Source organism: Desulfobaccales bacterium, assembly GCA_041648175.1.
Taxonomy (GTDB): Bacteria; Desulfobacterota; Desulfobaccia; order Desulfobaccales; family 0-14-0-80-60-11; genus 0-14-0-80-60-11.
In genome coordinates, this window is the sequence record JBAZPO010000011.1 from 1 (window position 1) to 16642 (window position 16642).

The window sequence follows — 16642 nt, forward strand, 5'->3', positions numbered from 1 at the left end:
CCCCAATGGGGGAGAGGGTTAGGGTGAGGGGGAAGTAATCTTCTCGGAGCCGGAAGTGCGCAGCGAATTTTTGAGCTGTTGGACTACGCCCAACGAACTTCCTCATTTGCAAAAACCAAACCGGACATTGCTGCCTAATACCAAGTTGCGGTCATACAGGTAATTATAGTTTTTGTAGGGGCGGACCTATGTGTCCGCCCTCAGAGTGGTCGCACATGCAAGTGTGCCTCTACAAAACCGAAGCTATTTTTACTTCTATGAGCGCAACTTGGTATAAATCCCCCTTTTTCAAAGGGGGACTTAAAAACCAACGCGAACAAACTTTTCTTCTACGAGGAAGAAACCTAACTCTTGAGACAGGTTTTGAAATAGGTTTTAATAGGTCCCGCGCTGCTGCGTGGCCAGCTTAAAGTAATGTTGCCGGGCCTCATAAATGGTCCGGCGAGGGTCACGCAGAAACAAGTCCAGGAACTCCTGGTTGTTGAATAGGTAGAGCTTCCCGTCATAGATCAGGAAGACCTTGGGATTGATGTCCTCCAAGCGGCCCATGGCCATCGAAGTGACGCAGTAGCCGCCGAATTGCGGTTGATAGCGCGGCGCATCCCGGAGGAACTCATACCGGTCGCCGCTGGAAGCAAAATGGTACTCGGCGCCCCCTAACCGCTCAATAATCCGCTTGCTGCCTTTCACCGCCCGGTTGCGGGTGAAATACGCCACCGGGTCGTAGCCGTGCAGGGCTATGGAGTTCTCCAGATTGAGCAGGGCCATACCCGAGCCCCCGGAGGTTGTAGGCGGCGGCTGTGCCGCGGTCGCGGCCACCAGGCCGCCCACGATGAGCAGCGCCAGCCATACCTTAACTACCTGTATTTTCATAATATACCCTCCACTTATAAGAAATCTAGCGTTTACCAAAAGTTCTTTCTTCTTGTCCCCTCTCCCCCCAGCGGGGGGAGAGGGTTAGGGTGAGGGGGGGGACGCCTCCAGCCTCAATCGCAATATTTGCCCTCATAGACCTGGGCCATGACCCACTGCTCACCGAGCTTCGCAGGGATTATGATGCGCTCGTACCCTTCCCCTTCAAAGTCGTCCAACTCGGGGATCAGAAGCGGGAGTTCGGCCGACCCCAGGAGCCAGGCCGGGTGCTCCGGCCCTTGGGGGTCGTAACGGAAAGACTTGAAGCCCTGGTAGTGGCCCAGGTATCCCCGGATTTGGCATCGACCCCACTCACCACTGAGACCTGCCAGCAGGAAGTGATTGGCCTCCCCAGGAGCCAGGCTGCCATAAACGACTAACCTATTTTCGGGGTTGTCGGTCATCTTATCTCAGTGGCACGGGCATCTTGCCAGGGCAGATGAACAGGCTGAAAGCCTGTTCCACTTTACCTTAAATCTTGTTATTCTGAGCGGAATGAAGAATCTCTCATCTTTCTTCTATGCCTCAACGGCGGCGGCCCAGGCGGTTGCGCAGGGCCAGCAAAAATAAGGCCGTCTGACCGGGGATAAGCAAGACACTGAACCCGGCTATCAGTTTCCCCATAAAGGTCACGGGTTCGGCCCACGTGGGCCGCTGGAGGGTGGCCTTTTGGAGGAGATAAATAAATGAATCTCCAAAATCGGCTATGTGGAGAGGATTGACAACCTCCAATCCCAGCCTCCAGACTAATCCCGACAGGCCAAACAATAATATAACGAGCCACATTAAGGCCCATAAGGGCCGTTCACCATAACCACTTAAAGACCTATATAGATTATACCAGGAGAAAAAAATCCAGCGCCTCCAAGGGCTGGCTCGCCGGTGCATCTCCATTTCGCCGTAATGGAAATCGCCCGCGTTTTTATAGTCTCCCTCGTTTTCATAATTGATCCTAATATACCTGTAAAGCTCCTCAACTCTTGCATACTCGGCTTTGTTTGGTTTTGAAATCTTTAAATAGGGCCATCTCCAAAACAATGCAATATTGATAAGATTGGCTTTAGCCCTATAGAAAAGAGATGGTTCCTTCTCATCTAACAATACCTCATCATAGACAGCTTGCCGAATCGGTAACCATTTCACATCCTTTCTAAAAAACCAATTACTGTAAGAATGCCAAGTTATATTACGATATTCAATGTGCCGCAAATCTGTGCCAGCAAACGCCACATTGGCAAGCGATAGGTCCTGAAACCTTACCACCGTGCTGTGCTCAATCTTAAGGTCACGAAAATTACCAATAAAAGGGTGATCCCGCTCTTTTGGAGATTGGAAATTAATTGTTGCAAAAGTCGCCTGGCCTGCAAATTGGGCGGCAGTAAAAATAGCCTGATCGTCAAACTCGGTTTCAGAAAAGTCAACATTGCCATTAAATTTAGCCAGATAAAAGTTAGCCCTTCCACAAAATTTTGCTTTAATAAAACTGACAAATACGCCAAATTTAACCTGGGAAAAGTTGGTCTCGCCTGAAAATTGCGAATTCTCAAAGAATGTCCAACTATTAAATTCAGCATGTTCAAAATTGGCATTATGAAATACTTGGCGTGCAAATAAAAGCATATCACCCGGGAAAAAGACACCGCGGAAGTTATAGTCTTTTCGCTCCAATTTCTCCATAATTGAAGCGCTAAAGGCATTTAAATCTTTATCCAACTGACGGGAATGTAAAATGCACATGCCCTCTGGGTCTGATTCTAATTGGGGATTCTGGCATAAATCAGGATAATAAACGTCTTTTCTCCTAGGCTTGTTGAAATTACAAGTCGGCATAATATTATTTACCTATTGAGCAAGGTCTTCTTTAAAACATAGTGGCCTTTGTATAAAGTAAATGACATCACCGCTCCAAAATCACCACCGCCAAGGCCCGGCTATCTTCGTCGGTGAGGGACAGGTGCATGTTGGCGATGCCCGCGGTCTCACAGAGGGCCGCGGCCCGGCCGCTTACGAAAATTTCGGGCTTGCCTATGGGGTTGGGGACTACCTCCACCTCCCGCCAGCGGATGCCGCCTTTGCGCAGGCCCACCCCTAACGCCTTGGAAAAGGCTTCCTTCGCGGCAAAGCGCATGGCCAGGGCGGACGCGGCCCAGGCCTTCCCCCGGCAGTAGGCGATCTCCCGGCTCGTGAAGACGCGGTCTAAAAACCGGTCGCCATAGCGCTCCAAGACCCGCTCGATCCGGGCCACCTTCACCAGGTCAACGCCGATGCCGTAAATCATAGAAACCAGTAATCAGTTATCAGCTTTCAGTTTTGGCCAAGATAAACACCGCTCCGGTCATAGAGACCACGGGCTAGCCGTTACTTCTTTGGTTCTTTTTTGACGGCCGGGGCCTCTGCTTTGCCCATACAGCCCGATTCGCTGCACGCCGGGCACTTTTTGGGTTTGCACCGGGTCTCCACTTTTTCGCCACATTTCTCGCAGGTAAAGACGGCCATGTTGATATCCTCCAGAGCTAACAGGTTATAATTGCTGCCTCCATCCTAAGTCTGGATGTCGTGTCCATCATGTGACGGGATTAGGCTTCGGGCTCCGCCTGCTCTCCTTTTACCTCTTCCGCATGGCATTTAGCCAGAATTTTGTCGGTTATTTCGGGAAGATGTTCAAAGAGCCCATCCAGGGCGCCGCCGCGTTTAATGCCATGGAAAGAAATTTCGTCTCCTTTAATGACGATAAAGGCAATGGGCGTGACCATCACCCCGCCGCCACCGCCACCGCCCTCCCCTTCTTTCTTGTTGTCGGTGCCTTTTCCGCCACCCGCGCCGACCCCCAGAGAGATTCTGGAAATAGGAATCAGGGTGAATTCTCCCACCTTAATCTCCTGCCCTAAGATGGTTTCGGTTTTGGCAACGGTTTTGAGTTCATCCATGAGCTTGCCGATAATTTCCACAGCAGGAGCCGCCATAGCTTTTCTCCTTATTTATCCTTATGTTATGGTCTTGTCAGGTTTTTGAGGTCCCAGGCGAATCTCAATATCCTTATATAAGGCAGTTGAATCAAAAAAGTGGTTAGTTTCGAGGCCACCCGGTAAGGATAAATCGTCACCCGGATTTTGGCATAATTGCGGTTTTCAAAATTCACCGACAGAGAAACATTCTCCAGGTGGATATTGCTTGCCACCGCAAAAAGCAGGCCGTTCCACATGGGGTCAGGCAGGGAGATGGCGGCTTGCGAATCCCGGAAATTGAGCGTTTTAAAGACTTCCAGCATGAAGCGCCAGACCCGATGAATTAATTCCAGGCACAGTTCCCGCTTGGCCCACAGCCGCTTAAGCACCGCCCAGCCACGCCTTTCCCTCTTTTCGGTGCTGGCTTCCTGCTTTTTGGGTTTCTCCTCAGCCAAGCTTTTCTTCAGGGACAGGCCCAGCCATCTGATCTTGAGCCAGTTCTCTCCGGAATCGTACCCCAGGGAAATGGGGGCCGCCAGAATGACCACCCCCATCAGAATCACACTCAGAATCAAGTAGCTCATAGGGCTTCCAGAAAGCCTCGGGGAAAGCATAGGCAGGGGGCTAGCCCCCTGTCCTCACTCTTTCCCGCGCGGAAAGGCGAACTCCAGGGCCTCGTCCAGGCGCGAAACCAAGTGAAAGGTGAGTTCACCCCGCACGGACTCGGGAATCTCCTCCAGGTCCACCTGGTTTTGGGCCGGGAGAATGATCTCCTGGATACCGGCCCGGTGCGCGGCCAGGACCTTGTTCTTGATGCCGCCCACCGGGAGCACATGGCCCCGGAGGGTGATTTCGCCGGTCATGGCCAGGTTTTTTTTCACGGCGCGGCCCGATAAGAGCGACACCAGGGCAGTGAGCATGGCCACCCCGGCAGAGGGGCCGTCCTTGGGGATGGCGCCCGCAGGCACGTGGATGTGGAGGTCGGACTTCTCGAAGAAGTCTTCCTCGATCCCCAGGAAGGGGGCCCGCGCCCGAATGTAGGACAACGCGGCGTTGGCGGACTCTTTCATGACATCACCCAACTGCCCGGTGAGTTTCAGGCTCCCCTTGCCCGGCATGCGCAGGACTTCAATGAAGAGGATGTCGCCGCCGGTTGGGGTCCAGGCCAGCCCCGTGGCCACGCCCGGTTCGGGGTGATCCAGAGCCGCGTCCCGGAAAAAGCGCGGCGGTCCCAAGTACTGGGTCACGTCAGCGTCATCGATCTTGACCTGCTGACGGCCGCCTTCCGCCACTTCCCGGGCCACGCCCCGGCAGAGCGCGGCGATTTCCCGCTCCAGGTTCCGTAGCCCCGCCTCCCGAGTGTAGGAGGCGATGACCCGGCGGACGGCCTCGCGGGTGAGCTCCATCTGCTCGACAGTCAGACCGTGAGCCTCCAGTTGCCGGGGCAGGAGGTGGCTGAAGGCGATCTCCAGCTTCTCCTCCTCGGTGTAGCCGGTGAGTTCCAAGACCTCCATGCGGTCCCGCAGGGCCGGCGGGATGGGGTCCAGAAGATTGGCGGTGGTGATAAACATGACCTTGGACAGGTCGAAGTCCACCTCCAGGTAATGGTCGGAAAAAGTGTTATTCTGTTCCGGGTCCAAAACCTCCAAGAGGGCAGACGATGGGTCTCCCCTAAAATCGGCCCCGATCTTGTCCACTTCATCCAGAATAAACACCGGGTTGTTGGAGCCGGCTTTGCGGATGGACTGGATGATGCGGCCAGGGAGAGCCCCCACATAAGTGCGGCGATGGCCCCGAATCTCGGCTTCATCCCGGACCCCCCCTAACGAGAGGCGCACAAACTTGCGGCCCAGTGCCCTTGCGATGGAGCGGCCTAAAGAGGTCTTGCCGGTGCCCGGCGGGCCTACGAAGCAAAGGATGGGGCCTTTCAGGTCGGGCTTGAGTTTGCGCACCGCCAGGTATTCCAGGATGCGCTTTTTCACTTTTTCCAGGTCATAGTGGTCCTCGTCCAGGATTTCCCGGGCTTGGTGCAGGTCCAGGTTGTCCTCGGTAGATTTGGCCCAGGGCAACTCGATGAGCCACTCCAGGAAATTGCGGATGACCTGGTGATCCGGCGACGTAGGCGGAGTGCGTTTCAGACGGTTCAGTTCCCGTTCCGCCTCTTTCATGGCGTGGGGCGGCAACTCCGCCTCCTCCAGGCGGAACTGCAGATCGTCGACGTCCCGAGTGCGGTCATCCCCTTCCCCCAGTTCCTTCTGCAAGACCTTGATGTGTTCCCGGATGTAGTATTCCTTCTGGGCCTTGTCCATCTCGGTCTTCACCTGGCCCTGAATCTTCTTGCCCAACTCCAGGATTTCCAACTCCCGGTTGATGGCGGTCAATACCTTTCGCAGGCGCTCCGTCACATCGATGGTCTCCAGCATTTCCTGCTTCTCGGCTTTGGAAATATTAAGGCTGCCCGCGGTGACGTCGGCCAGGACCCGGGGGTCGCTGAACTCCCGCACCAAGGCCCCCAGTTCCGAGGGCAGGTAGGGGGAGAGCTCCAACATTTTCAGGAAGAGGCCTTTGACGTTGGAAACCAGGGCCTCCACTTCGAGAGAGGGTTCGTATTCCTCCGGGATAGGGGTTATCCGGGCCATCAGGTAAGGTTCCTGACCCACCCAACTCTCCACCCGGAAACGGTACAGGCCTTGAATGAGGAGACGCACAGAGTCGTCGTCGGCTTTGCGCATTTTTAAGATGACCGCGGCGGTGCCGACATTGTAAAAATTGTTCGGGTCAAACCCCGTGGGCTTTTCTTCCTTGCTGGTCAAAAAACCCAGGGTCTTATCCTGGAGCAAAACCTCGTGCACCAGCTTCTGGGCCGGCTCCTCCCAGAGGGCCAGGGGCATGACGATACGGGGGAACAGCACCAGGTCGGTTGCCGGTAATATGGGGAGGATCCGAGGGCCAGGCTGTTCATCAGATGGAATGGCCACCTGGATTTCGTCGGTCTCGTGATGATTGGTCATGATATCTCCATATGCTTAAGTTAAGGATTTTACCGTGATCTGTCGACTCTGGGGCACTTTGCGAGGCAAGCGGACTTCCAGAATGCCATCCACATAGGCGGCTTCCACGCCCTCGGAATCAATGGGGAGGGGGAGTGTGAAGCGCCGTTCAAACGCGCCGAAACCTATCTCCAGTCGAATAAAGCGCCGGAGGCCTTCCGGAGGGGGAGGCCGGCGCCGCCCCCGCACTACCAGTTCGTGCGCGGTTAAGGACAGGGAAATGTCCTCTGCGGCCACCCCGGCCAACTCCAGGCGGAGCACCAGCCCCTGGCTGGTTTCATAGAAATCGGCCGCGGGCCTAAAAGACGCCGAGGTCTTATGGGCTTCCAGCAAGGTATCGAGGCCGCGGCGCACCTGTTCTTCCAGGCGGTCGAAGTCTCGGATGACTCGGATTTTGATGAGACGGTACATAAGCTCCTCAAAAATTGATTTCTTCTTAATGTAATAATTTTAATGACAAAATCCAGGGATGGCGCTTTTTTATCTGCAAGCCAGCAGCTTTTTTATAAGCAATGACTTATGAGCCTCTTGCAAATATCTCCCTGCCTGTCATTCTGAGGGAGCGAAGCGACCGAAGAATCTCATAAGTGGTTGAAAATACGAGATCATTCGCTTCGCTCAGGATGACAAAACGGCTTTTTGCAAGAACCTCTTATACCAATTCGCATTCAAACGGTGGCACAGGCGTCTCGCCTGTGCAGGCGCAGGCTATAAGTCTGCGCCTACCCGACATTGCTCTTTGAATGCAGCTCGGTATTACAAGTCATTTCAAAACCTAATTCCGGCCTGATCTTGAATCAAGCAAGTGCGCCTGAACAGGTAAAGAATCACCCCCCTTTTCTAAAGGGGGGTAGGGGGGATTAAATAACACTTGATAATCCCCTTAAATTCCCCTTTAGAAAGGAGGACTAAAACTTCGCCCTCGTTCCCAAGCGCAAGCCTTAGCCCTCGTTCCCAAGCTCCAGCTTGGGCGCCGCTACCTCCCTGCGCGCCCGACCCTGCTTGTCCAAAACCCGCTGGCTTTAAAGGGACGGGGGAAAAAGTCCCCCTTTGAAAAAGGGGGATTGAGGGGGATTTGGTTTTTCACGGTAAAGCCTGCGGCTGCCAAATTACCTGTTCGACGGCATCAATCCTCCATCGCCGTCTTTAAGGCTCGCTTGCAACCCTGATAACGCTCGCTTAAAAAGCCTGTCATCTTTCTCATCATTGTTTGATGCATCGCAGACCAGAGTTTATGCTGTCCCCATGCCTTGCCGGGATAAAAGTGAGACACTTAAAATCAAGTTGAGGATTATGGCCAGGCTCCAGCCCTCCCCCCTGTGCCGCGTCCCGGGACAAGGATACTGGCCCACCATTAATCCATTGATATTAATAGCTAATTTTAGCTGGAGCCGAATATTAACCCCGGGACAGGGTCGGCACAACCCTGGCACACCCCTGGCACAACGTCGACCGGAACACGCATGCACGCGGGTTTAGACCGGGTATATGGCGAGGGCGCCTCGGCAATGTCCCGGCACATGTGCCGAAGTTGCCCCCAAAAACGACCCGCGCCCGACTATTTTCGTCGATTTTTGGCGCATTTTAGGGTGATTTTAAGCCATGCAAACACCGTTTTTACCGTCTTTATCCTTCATTCTGAACGAAGTGCAGGATCTCACTTCGTTAAAAATATGAGCTTCTGCGCTACGCTCATGAGAGCGCTGGTCAAAAGTTCTTCCTTTTATTCTCCTCTCCCCTTGTGGGAGAGGGTAGGGTGAGGGGTGAGGCTGAAAACCTTTTGGCAACGAGTATTATGACTATGCTTATCAAAGGCAGGTTTTAAAATGGCTTGTGCAAGAGGTCGCTTGGCCGGCCTTCCTCTATCCCCTGCCTTGACCGAAAACGCAAATCCTGGTAGTTTTCCAGGCATGTCACCACAGGTAATTTGTTTGGGAGCTATCAACCTTGACCTGAAGTTTCAGGTGGAGGATCTGGCGGGTTTCCTGAAGGACTGGGGCACCGGATTGACCCGGGGGGGCGAAGAGGCCGTATCCCGGGGAGAGGAGTCCCGCCTCAAGGAACTGCTGGGCCGGTACGGCCGGCCGGCAGGGCGCTTCGGCGGCGGCATGGCCGCCAACACGGCCTATGCCCTGGCCTGTCTGGGTATCCCGGTAACCCTGGTAGGACGCGTAGGGAATGATGCCGATGGAGAATTTCTTATAAAAAGCCTGGCCGGGGTGGATCTGGCGCACGTGATCACCAAAGGGGAAAGCGGCCGGGCCTATATCCTGGCGGACCCGGAAGGCGAACGCACCATCCTGCTGGCGCCCAATACCAATGATGATATAGACGAGCGGGATATTCCCTGGGAAGCCCTTAACAATACAACTTTTCTCCACCTCACCGCGCTCGCGGGAGACGGCCCTCTGGCGCTCCAGGGGATGATCGCCAGCCGGGTCCAGGAATCGGTGCGCCTCAGCCTGGACCCGGGGGAACTCTATGCCCGACGCGGCTGGCAGGCCATTGAAGCCATCCTGGATCACACAGAAACCCTGCTGCTAAACGAAATCGAGTGGCGGCTATTGGGGGGAGATATCAACGTTCACCCCACCTGGGCCCCGCCCCTGGTGGTGATCAAACGGGGGGGCCGGGGCGCCCGGCTGCTGACGCCGCTTCGCCATCTGGATTTTCCGGTGGAGCTGGGCGGAGAATTGGTGGATACCCTGGGCGCGGGTGACGTCTTCGCCGCAGGCTACCTGGCCGGACGCCTGGCCGGGCTGCATCTCAATCTTTGCGTGCGCCTGGGCAACCGGGCCGCAGCAGTGAGCCTCGGGGGCGCCGGGCGCGAGAGCTACCCGGATAAGATCTTTATAGAACGACAGATACAACTGCTGCAACAGGCTTGAATAATTCAGGGGAAAAGTCGGGCCACTGCTTGCGTAGGGGCTGGTTTAAAACCCGCTCCTACAGGGGAAAAAGCGCGGATATAAACCGCATCGACAAAAAATTAATGATATCATCAGGCTGTAAGCTATGACAGATAAGGGGAAAGTATGTCCAAGGTCCAGTTGATTACCAATTGCGAGGGTCCCCTGGCTCTCAATGACAACGCTTTTGAGCTCTGCCGGGACTTTATTAAGCCCCAGGGGGACCGGTTTTTCCGGCAGGTAAGCCGCTATGACAATTACCTGGCGGAGGTGGCCAAAAAGCCCGGGTACCAATCCGGGAACATCCTCAAGCTCATCCTGCCTTTTTTGAAGGCCCATGGCCTCACCAATGCCCAGATCGGGACTTACTCCCGGCAGACCATGATGCTGATGCCCGGGGCCGAAGGCGCCTATCAGTTCCTCCGCGGCCGCAATTTGCCCATTTTTGAGATCAGCACCAGCTACCGGCAATTTGCCAACGCCGTGGGGCTCAAGTTGGGTTTTAAACCACAACACGTCTTTTGCACCGAACTGGGTCTGGACCGCTTTGAGCTTGCCGCGGCCGAAACCGCGGAATTACTGGGCCTCCAGGAAGAAATTACCGGGGCGCCGGAGATCGAGCTGCACGAGGCCGCATCAATCACGGACCTACCGGGGGCAGTGCAGGAGGCCGCGGCCACGCTGGACCGGATCTTTGGGGAGCTGCTCCCGGCCATGGGGATCGGCGCCCTCCTGAAGGAAGTGAAGCCCTTCGGCGGGCCTGAGAAGGCCAAAGCCGTGGCCGACATTCTCGTGAAAACCGGCCTGAAAATGTCAGAAACCATCTATATAGGGGACAGCACCACCGACGTCCAGGCCTTCGAGGCGGTGCGGGCCGGGGGTGGCCTGGCCATTTCCTTCAACGGCGACAGCAACGCGATGAATGCCGCGGAAGTGGTGCTGGTGTCGGATAGCGCCTGGTCTATCGCGCTGTTAACCGCGGTTTTTCAGTCGTGGGGCAAAGAAGGGGTGCTGGAAGTGGCGGCCCCGGAGACCCGGGACAAGTCTCGGAGCCTGGTGCTCCCGGAAGACACGATCGATCCCATTATGACGGGTCTTAATGGCCATATGTTAAACATTTATCTGTCCAAGGGCATCGACCGCGCCAAAATCGCCAAGGAGAGCCTGGCCATGCGGGCCAAACTCCGGAGCGAGGCCGTGGCCGCTGAGGGTTGAGCGCAGATAAAAGCAAAGGGCGGTTTTAAGAACCGCCCTCCAAATTCATCGTGGGGTCATAATAACGCAGCGCAAGGTCGCTATTTCTGTTTCTTGACGAATTTTTTCGGTTCCTTGGCAAACTGGTCCTTGCAGAGTTCGGAACAGAAATAATAGGTCTCATCTTCAAACTCATATGCGAACTTTCCATGCATGTCCTTCAGGTCCATCATACACACCGGGTCCACGTCACATTTGGCTGGATCTTTGGCCATGGCTCTCTCCTTATGAACTTAAACTTATATAAAGACTAAGAAGCCTCTATCCCGCCGTCAAGGGAACCGTGGCATTTCCACACCGGCTTCAATGAAGTTCTGGATCACCCGGCCGCATTGATGATGGGCAAAAACAACTCGGGCTTGAGGGAAGCGCCTCCCACCAGCGCGCCATCGATATCCGGTTGACCCAGGAGAGTTGCGGCGTTGTCCGGGGTGACGCTGCCGCCATACTGAATACGGATTGCTTCGGCGTGAGGCCCCATGAACTCCCGCAGCAGACTGCGGATGAAGGCATGAACTTCCTGGGCCTGCTGGGGTGTAGCAGTTTTACCGGTGCCGATGGCCCATACCGGCTCGTAGGCGATAACCAGGCGGTCCGGGCCCGCGGCCACACCAGCCAACCCCTCGCGCAGCTGCGTGCGCACGAGCTCGAAGGTCCGGTCCGCTTCCCGTTCCCCCAGGGTTTCGCCCACACAGAGGATGACGGCTAGACCGCTCTCCAGGACTGCTTGAAGTCGGCGATTGACCGTGGCATTGGTCTCGCCGAAGTGCTGGCGCCGCTCGGAATGCCCGATGATGACATAATGGCAGCCCACATCGGCCAGCATCACAGGAGAAATGGCGCCGGTGTAGGCCCCCTGCTTTTCCCAAAAAGAGTCTTGGGCCGCCAGGCGGATGTCGGACCCGGACAGCTCTTCGGCCACTGCGGCCAGGGCGGTATAAGGCGGGGCGACCGCCACTTCAGCCCGCCGCCCCGGTCCCATCCCCTGCCGGATGTCCCGGGCCAGTGCCCTGGCTTCGGCCAGAGTCTTGTGCATCTTCCAGTTTCCCGCGATGAAAGGCTGGCGCTCAGACATTGGGATTCCCCTCGGCCCATTCCTCCAGGGCCGTGATACCCGGCAACTTTTTACCTTCCAGCAGTTCAATGAAGGCGCCCCCGCCTGTGGAGACATAAGAAAATTTCTGGAAGTCCCCGGCCTTGTGCAAGGCCACATCGGTATCGCCGCCGCCAACGATGGTCAGGGCATAAGATTCCGCCACCTTCTGGACCATGGCCATGGTGCCCCGGCTGAAGGCGTCGAACTCAAAAGCTCCCATGGGTCCGTTCCAGATAATGGTTTTGGCGTTTTGCAGCGCCTCGCCAAAGAGGGTGACAGTGGCCGGACCGATGTCGGTGATGAGCCATTCCCGGGGCACTTCCTGCACCGGAGTAATCTTGGTTTCGGCCTGTTTATCCAACCTGTCGGCCACCACGCAATCCACCGGCAGGTAAAATTTCACGTTCTTCTGCAAGGCCTCGGCCATGATCTCTCTGGCCGCGTCCAACAGGTTATCGTCCGTGAGGGATTTGCCCACTTCATACCCCATGCTCTTCAGAAAGGTATTGGCCATGGCCCCGCCGATGATCATCTTGTCCACGTGCTGCAAGAGATTCTTCAGGGCAATGAGCTTGCTGGAAACTTTGGCGCCGCCAATGATGGCCGCCAGGGGCCGGGCCGGGTCTTCCATGGAACGGTGAAAATAATGCACCTCATCCCGCATCAAAAAGCCGCCGACGCAGATGGGGGCAAAATGGGTGACCGCTTCCACCGAGGCGTGGGCCCGGTGCGCCACCGCAAAGGCATCGTCCACATAGATATCGATGCCTTTCATCAATTCCCGGGAAAAATCGGGATCGTTTTTTTCTTCCTCGGCGTGAAACCGCAGGTTTTCCAGGAGCAGCACATCGCCGGGCTTCATTTCCGCCTTGAGCTGATCCACTTCGGGACCGATGCAATCCGGTGCCAGGTTCACCTTCTTATGCAGCCGATAGGCCAGCCGACGGGCCACCGGGGCCAGGGAGTAGGCCTCCACCCTTTGGCCTTTGGGCCGCCCCAAATGAGAGGCCAGGACCACTTTGGCGTCGGCCTCCAGACAATAATTGATGGTGGGCAACACCGCCCGGATACGAGTATCGTCCGTAATATTGAGGTTCTGGTCTAAGGGGACGTTGAAATCCACCCGGATAAAAAGGGTTTTCCCTTTGATGTCAATTTCGTCGATATACTTCACTGGCAGCTCCTATTACTCACAAATTACTTATAAATTAATCCAGGTGGCGATCCACATGCACCGCCAGGTCTCATATCCGGTGGGAAATCCATTAATAGCTATCCTGACCGCCATTCCTCCTCCCGTTGCAAAATGACGGCCGCAAGGCTCAAAGGCTTTATAAGTACGGCTTTATGTTAATCAGAGTTATTCTGGCCGTCAATGATTTTATCTTTTTGGGGGGATTTTCCGAAAAGGAGGATAAGATAATGTGAGTCGGGGATGTTGACCTCGGAGGTTGACGAACTCGCGGCTCCCTGAAGAGGTCTTTTGCTGGGGCCCTGGGCCAGCGCTTCGGAATTGTGTGAATGCGCCCATCAAACCCTTTGACTCTTGCTTTTTACACTATTTTAATTTAAGTCTAGATGTTAATTTTTATGGGATTCTCCATGGCCAATCCAATTCGTCAACTAGGGCAACGCTCGTTGAATCTGGTTCAAGAAGCCGGGGGCATGATGATCTTCCTCCTGGAAGGTCTGGGTTTGGCCTGCGTACCGCCTTTCCGGTTCCGGCGGTTTCTCCAGGAATTACAGAATATTGGGGTCAGATCCACCCTGATCGTCATGCTTACCGCGGCTTTTACGGGCATGGTCATGGCCTTGCAGGGCTATTACACTTTGAGAAGGTATGGTTCCGAAGGGGCACTGGGGTCGGTGGTGGCTTTGGGTCTGATACGTGAAATGGGGCCAGTGCTCACCGGAATCATGGTTTCAGCCCGAGCCGGCTCGGCGGTCACGGCTGAGATCGGGATCATGCGGATAACCGAACAACTGGACGCCCTGGACACCATGGCCGTTAACCCCATCCAATATGTGGTGATGCCAAAGCTGCTGGCGGGAGTCATTGCGGTACCCTTGCTCACCGCGATTTTTGACGTAGTGGGCATCCTGGGCGGCTACCTGGTGGGCGTTGTCCTTTTGGGAGTAAGTTCCGGATCATATTTTTCCAGCATGACCCAGAGCGTGGTAATGAACGATGTTAACGGCGGCATCGTCAAGTCCCTGGTCTTTGGCCTCACCATCATCCTGGTGGCCTGCTACAATGGCTACTACACCGAACATGGCGCCGAGGGCGTAAGCAAAGCTACCAACCAGACCGTGGTCTTGTCTGCGGTGCTGGTGCTGGCGTGGGACTACGTTCTCACGTCTTTCTTTATGTAACCATGATCAAGATCATCAATCTGGTCAAATCCTTCCGCGGTCACAAGGTCCTGGACGGCATCAACCTCGAGATTCCCACCGGTCAGATTACCGTGGTGATCGGCAAGAGCGGCGTGGGCAAAAGTGTGCTCTTGAAGCACATCATCGGCCTGTTAAAACCCGACTCCGGTCAGATCCTCGTGGACGACCGGGATATCGCTCTGTTGAAGGGAAACAGCCTACGGGAATTCAAACTGCGCCTCGCGGTGCTCTTTCAGGGCGGAGCTCTTTTCGATTCGCTCAGCGTCTTTGAAAATATCGCCTTCCCCTTAAGGGAAAAAACCCGGCTGTCCGAAGACGAGATTGCCACCCGAGTCCGGGAACGCCTGGTCCAGATGAATCTGGCCTCTGAAGTGGAAGCCAAGTTTCCCGATGAACTGAGCGGTGGCATGAAAAAGCGCGTCGCCCTGGCCCGGGCCATGATCCAGGAACCGGAAATCATGTTCTTCGACGAACCGGTCACCGGGCTGGACCCGCCCATGACCAATACCGTCTTCCATCTCATCTCCAAGACCCATCAGGACAGTGGCTATACCGCCTTGATGGTAAGCCACGATATTCCCGAGGTCTTTCATGTGGCGCACCAGGTGGCAATGCTCCATAAGGGCCGGATTATTGCTGCAGGCACCCCCGAGGAGATTCAAAGCCATCCCGACCCGATGGTTCAGAGTTTCATCCACGGGGAAGTTGACTTTCTGGAGGATTAGACAATCTTATGAGAAGAACCAATCTGGAACTGACAGTCGGTGTCTTCGTGCTGTTGGGCCTGGCTTGCCTGGCTTATCTGGCTATTAATCTGGGCAAGATGGAGATTTACGGCGAGGGTTACCAGATTTTTGCCATATTTGATAATGTCTCCGGACTCAAAAGCGGGGCCACGGTGGAAATTGCCGGGGTGGAAGTTGGCCAGGTGAATTCCATTCAGCTTACCTCCCTGTACCAGGCCCGGGTCGGCCTGAGGTTGCATGAGGGGATTAAAGTTCACGACGATGCCATCGCCTCCGTGCGCACCAAGGGGATCATCGGGGATAAATTCGTTAAGTTGTCCCCGGGTAGCTCGGAAAATCTCATCCCGGTGGGTGGCAAGATCATCAACACCGAATCCGGCATCGACCTGGAAGAACTGATTGGCAGTTACATCCACGGCAAGGTTTGAATCTTGGCTAACGTTGGGTAAAACCGGGCAAAAAGGATATTTCCCGTCTGAGTACCCACCCTGGTCTTTAACTTGCTGTTTTTGGTCTTATCTTGATGAACAGGAATAGAATTCCTCTTGCGCCTTTGAGACAACCAGTCTGACTTAAAGCTGGGGCTGCGGCAAAGGGTTTCCCGGCCATCACCAAGTCTCCGGGAGAATTTTCGAGATTGAAGGTAAAGGAGCGCGTATGAGTCGTTTATTGATAAGAAGCGCGATTTTCGGTTTAGCTTTGCAGTTGGTGCTAGGGGCTTCCGGGGCCTGGGCGGGTCAGCCTACGGAAGTTGTCCGAAGTGTTATTGAGCGAGCCCTTGATGTTCTGAAAAATCCATCCTATAGCAAGTCACAAAAGCACCAGATGGTCAAGAATATCGTGGACCCTCACTTCAATTACCGGGAGATGGCCAAGCTCTCCCTGGGAGCAACCTGGGGGAGTCTCAATGGCGGTCAACAGGCTGAATTTGTGAGTTTGTTTTCCGAGCTTCTTGAGGCCTCTTATGCCGACAAGATCGATAAGTATGCCCAAAGGGTGAAAATTGATTACGCCGACGAAATCCCGGATGGTAATCGCGTTGAAGTGCGCACCGTAGTGCGAAGGCCCAATGACCGGTTCCCCTTGAACTACCGTCTCATCCAGGAAGGCGGCACCTGGAAGGTTTACGATGTGGTGATCGAGGGCGTCAGCCTGGTAAGCAACTACCGGTCGCAGTTCAGCCGCATTATTCATCAATCTTCTTATGCTGAACTGGTGCGGCGCCTCAAGACCAAAGTATCGGAATTACAGCAAACCGGATGATGACCGGATTTGTCCGGCAAAGCGGAAACGGGCTCCGGTTTTGAACCGGCCCGTTTCCGTTGCCACCAAGCCT

Annotated in this window: 18 protein-coding genes; 6 read left to right on the forward strand and 12 right to left on the reverse strand. The window is 55.0% G+C overall.

The genetic code is table 11. The features are described from left to right. Positions 1 to 375 precede the first annotated feature (375 nt). From WC600_11150 to WC600_11190, 9 genes are all read right to left on the reverse strand, one after another. Positions 376 to 873 (reverse strand): YHS domain-containing (seleno)protein, encoded by a 498-nt coding sequence (locus WC600_11150; protein MFA4903285.1) that lies wholly within the window; start codon positions 871 to 873, stop codon positions 376 to 378. Positions 874 to 986: 113 nt separating this feature from the next. Then, a complete protein-coding gene (locus tag WC600_11155) occupies positions 987 to 1316 on the reverse strand; it encodes a hypothetical protein (GenBank protein MFA4903286.1) in 330 nt (109 codons plus the stop codon). A 121-nt stretch (positions 1317 to 1437) separates the two neighbouring features. Continuing rightward, the gene (locus tag WC600_11160) at positions 1438 to 2742 is read right to left on the reverse strand and encodes a pentapeptide repeat-containing protein (protein ID MFA4903287.1); all 1305 of its coding nucleotides are present in this window, start codon (positions 2740 to 2742) and stop codon (positions 1438 to 1440) included. A gap of 67 nt (positions 2743 to 2809) precedes the next feature. Beyond that, positions 2810 to 3190 (reverse strand): holo-ACP synthase, encoded by a 381-nt coding sequence (gene acpS / locus WC600_11165; GenBank protein MFA4903288.1) that lies wholly within the window; start codon positions 3188 to 3190, stop codon positions 2810 to 2812. 80 nt (positions 3191 to 3270) lie between these two features. Continuing rightward, positions 3271 to 3408: a rubredoxin gene (locus WC600_11170; GenBank protein ID MFA4903289.1), complete on the reverse strand. Its 138-nt coding sequence runs from the start codon at positions 3406 to 3408 to the stop codon at positions 3271 to 3273. An 80-nt stretch (positions 3409 to 3488) separates the two neighbouring features. Beyond that, positions 3489 to 3875, reverse strand: coding sequence for a spore germination protein GerW family protein (locus tag WC600_11175; GenBank protein MFA4903290.1), 387 nt, complete (start codon positions 3873 to 3875; stop codon positions 3489 to 3491). A gap of 26 nt (positions 3876 to 3901) precedes the next feature. Further along, positions 3902 to 4441 carry a hypothetical protein gene (locus WC600_11180; protein ID MFA4903291.1) on the reverse strand — a complete coding sequence of 180 codons (540 nt, stop codon included), beginning with the start codon at positions 4439 to 4441 and terminating at the stop codon, positions 3902 to 3904. Between the two features lie 54 nt (positions 4442 to 4495). After that, a complete protein-coding gene (lon, locus tag WC600_11185; GenBank protein MFA4903292.1) occupies positions 4496 to 6868 on the reverse strand; it encodes an endopeptidase La in 2373 nt (790 codons plus the stop codon). A gap of 15 nt (positions 6869 to 6883) precedes the next feature. Beyond that, the gene (locus WC600_11190; GenBank protein MFA4903293.1) at positions 6884 to 7318 is read right to left on the reverse strand and encodes an Hsp20/alpha crystallin family protein; all 435 of its coding nucleotides are present in this window, start codon (positions 7316 to 7318) and stop codon (positions 6884 to 6886) included. Between the two features lie 1499 nt (positions 7319 to 8817). Here WC600_11190 and WC600_11195 point away from each other — a divergent pair. Together WC600_11195 and WC600_11200 are read left to right on the forward strand one after the other, a co-directional pair. Then, complete coding sequence (locus WC600_11195; GenBank protein MFA4903294.1) at positions 8818 to 9795, forward strand: carbohydrate kinase family protein; 978 nt, start codon at positions 8818 to 8820, stop codon at positions 9793 to 9795. A gap of 147 nt (positions 9796 to 9942) precedes the next feature. Then, positions 9943 to 11031, forward strand: coding sequence for a hypothetical protein (locus WC600_11200; protein MFA4903295.1), 1089 nt, complete (start codon positions 9943 to 9945; stop codon positions 11029 to 11031). An 80-nt stretch (positions 11032 to 11111) separates the two neighbouring features. Here the strand turns inward: WC600_11200 and WC600_11205 are convergent, their stop codons facing one another. From WC600_11205 to WC600_11215, 3 genes are all read right to left on the reverse strand, one after another. Beyond that, complete coding sequence (locus tag WC600_11205) at positions 11112 to 11285, reverse strand: YHS domain-containing protein (protein ID MFA4903296.1); 174 nt, start codon at positions 11283 to 11285, stop codon at positions 11112 to 11114. Positions 11286 to 11389: 104 nt separating this feature from the next. After that, positions 11390 to 12145, reverse strand: a complete 756-nt coding sequence (gene tpiA, locus WC600_11210) for a triose-phosphate isomerase (protein ID MFA4903297.1) — start codon at positions 12143 to 12145, stop codon at positions 11390 to 11392. Next, the gene (locus WC600_11215; protein ID MFA4903298.1) at positions 12138 to 13340 is read right to left on the reverse strand and encodes a phosphoglycerate kinase; all 1203 of its coding nucleotides are present in this window, start codon (positions 13338 to 13340) and stop codon (positions 12138 to 12140) included. Before WC600_11215 ends, tpiA begins: the two co-directional genes overlap by 8 nt. Before the next feature lie 428 nt (positions 13341 to 13768). Between WC600_11215 and WC600_11220 the strand changes: the two genes are divergently transcribed. From WC600_11220 to WC600_11235, 4 genes are all read left to right on the forward strand, one after another. Then, on the forward strand, positions 13769 to 14539 hold the full coding sequence (locus tag WC600_11220; GenBank protein MFA4903299.1) for an MlaE family lipid ABC transporter permease subunit: 771 nt from the start codon (positions 13769 to 13771) through the stop codon (positions 14537 to 14539). Further along, positions 14506 to 15285 carry an ATP-binding cassette domain-containing protein gene (locus tag WC600_11225; GenBank protein ID MFA4903300.1) on the forward strand — a complete coding sequence of 260 codons (780 nt, stop codon included), beginning with the start codon at positions 14506 to 14508 and terminating at the stop codon, positions 15283 to 15285. Before WC600_11220 ends, WC600_11225 begins: the two co-directional genes overlap by 34 nt. Positions 15286 to 15293: 8 nt before the next feature. Beyond that, complete coding sequence (gene mlaD, locus WC600_11230; protein ID MFA4903301.1) at positions 15294 to 15734, forward strand: outer membrane lipid asymmetry maintenance protein MlaD; 441 nt, start codon at positions 15294 to 15296, stop codon at positions 15732 to 15734. Between the two features lie 229 nt (positions 15735 to 15963). Beyond that, complete coding sequence (locus WC600_11235; protein MFA4903302.1) at positions 15964 to 16569, forward strand: ABC transporter substrate-binding protein; 606 nt, start codon at positions 15964 to 15966, stop codon at positions 16567 to 16569. Positions 16570 to 16642 lie beyond the last annotated feature (73 nt).

Excerpts from the sequence above, each read along its gene's own strand:
- WC600_11150 (MFA4903285.1), bottom strand. The coding sequence starts at position 873 with ATGAAAATACAGGTAGTTAAGGTATGGCTGGCGCTGCTCATCGTGGGC.
- WC600_11155 (MFA4903286.1), bottom strand. The coding sequence starts at position 1,316 with ATGACCGACAACCCCGAAAATAGGTTAGTCGTTTATGGCAGCCTGGCT.
- WC600_11160 (MFA4903287.1), bottom strand. The coding sequence starts at position 2,742 with ATGCCGACTTGTAATTTCAACAAGCCTAGGAGAAAAGACGTTTATTAT.
- acpS (MFA4903288.1), bottom strand. The coding sequence starts at position 3,190 with ATGATTTACGGCATCGGCGTTGACCTGGTGAAGGTGGCCCGGATCGAG.
- WC600_11170 (MFA4903289.1), bottom strand. The coding sequence starts at position 3,408 with ATGGCCGTCTTTACCTGCGAGAAATGTGGCGAAAAAGTGGAGACCCGG.
- WC600_11175 (MFA4903290.1), bottom strand. The coding sequence starts at position 3,875 with ATGGCGGCTCCTGCTGTGGAAATTATCGGCAAGCTCATGGATGAACTC.
- WC600_11180 (MFA4903291.1), bottom strand. The coding sequence starts at position 4,441 with ATGAGCTACTTGATTCTGAGTGTGATTCTGATGGGGGTGGTCATTCTG.
- lon (MFA4903292.1), bottom strand. The coding sequence starts at position 6,868 with ATGACCAATCATCACGAGACCGACGAAATCCAGGTGGCCATTCCATCT.
- WC600_11190 (MFA4903293.1), bottom strand. The coding sequence starts at position 7,318 with ATGTACCGTCTCATCAAAATCCGAGTCATCCGAGACTTCGACCGCCTG.
- WC600_11195 (MFA4903294.1), top strand. The coding sequence starts at position 8,818 with ATGTCACCACAGGTAATTTGTTTGGGAGCTATCAACCTTGACCTGAAG.
- WC600_11200 (MFA4903295.1), top strand. The coding sequence starts at position 9,943 with ATGTCCAAGGTCCAGTTGATTACCAATTGCGAGGGTCCCCTGGCTCTC.
- WC600_11205 (MFA4903296.1), bottom strand. The coding sequence starts at position 11,285 with ATGGCCAAAGATCCAGCCAAATGTGACGTGGACCCGGTGTGTATGATG.
- tpiA (MFA4903297.1), bottom strand. The coding sequence starts at position 12,145 with ATGTCTGAGCGCCAGCCTTTCATCGCGGGAAACTGGAAGATGCACAAG.
- WC600_11220 (MFA4903299.1), top strand. The coding sequence starts at position 13,769 with ATGGCCAATCCAATTCGTCAACTAGGGCAACGCTCGTTGAATCTGGTT.
- mlaD (MFA4903301.1), top strand. The coding sequence starts at position 15,294 with ATGAGAAGAACCAATCTGGAACTGACAGTCGGTGTCTTCGTGCTGTTG.
- WC600_11235 (MFA4903302.1), top strand. The coding sequence starts at position 15,964 with ATGAGTCGTTTATTGATAAGAAGCGCGATTTTCGGTTTAGCTTTGCAG.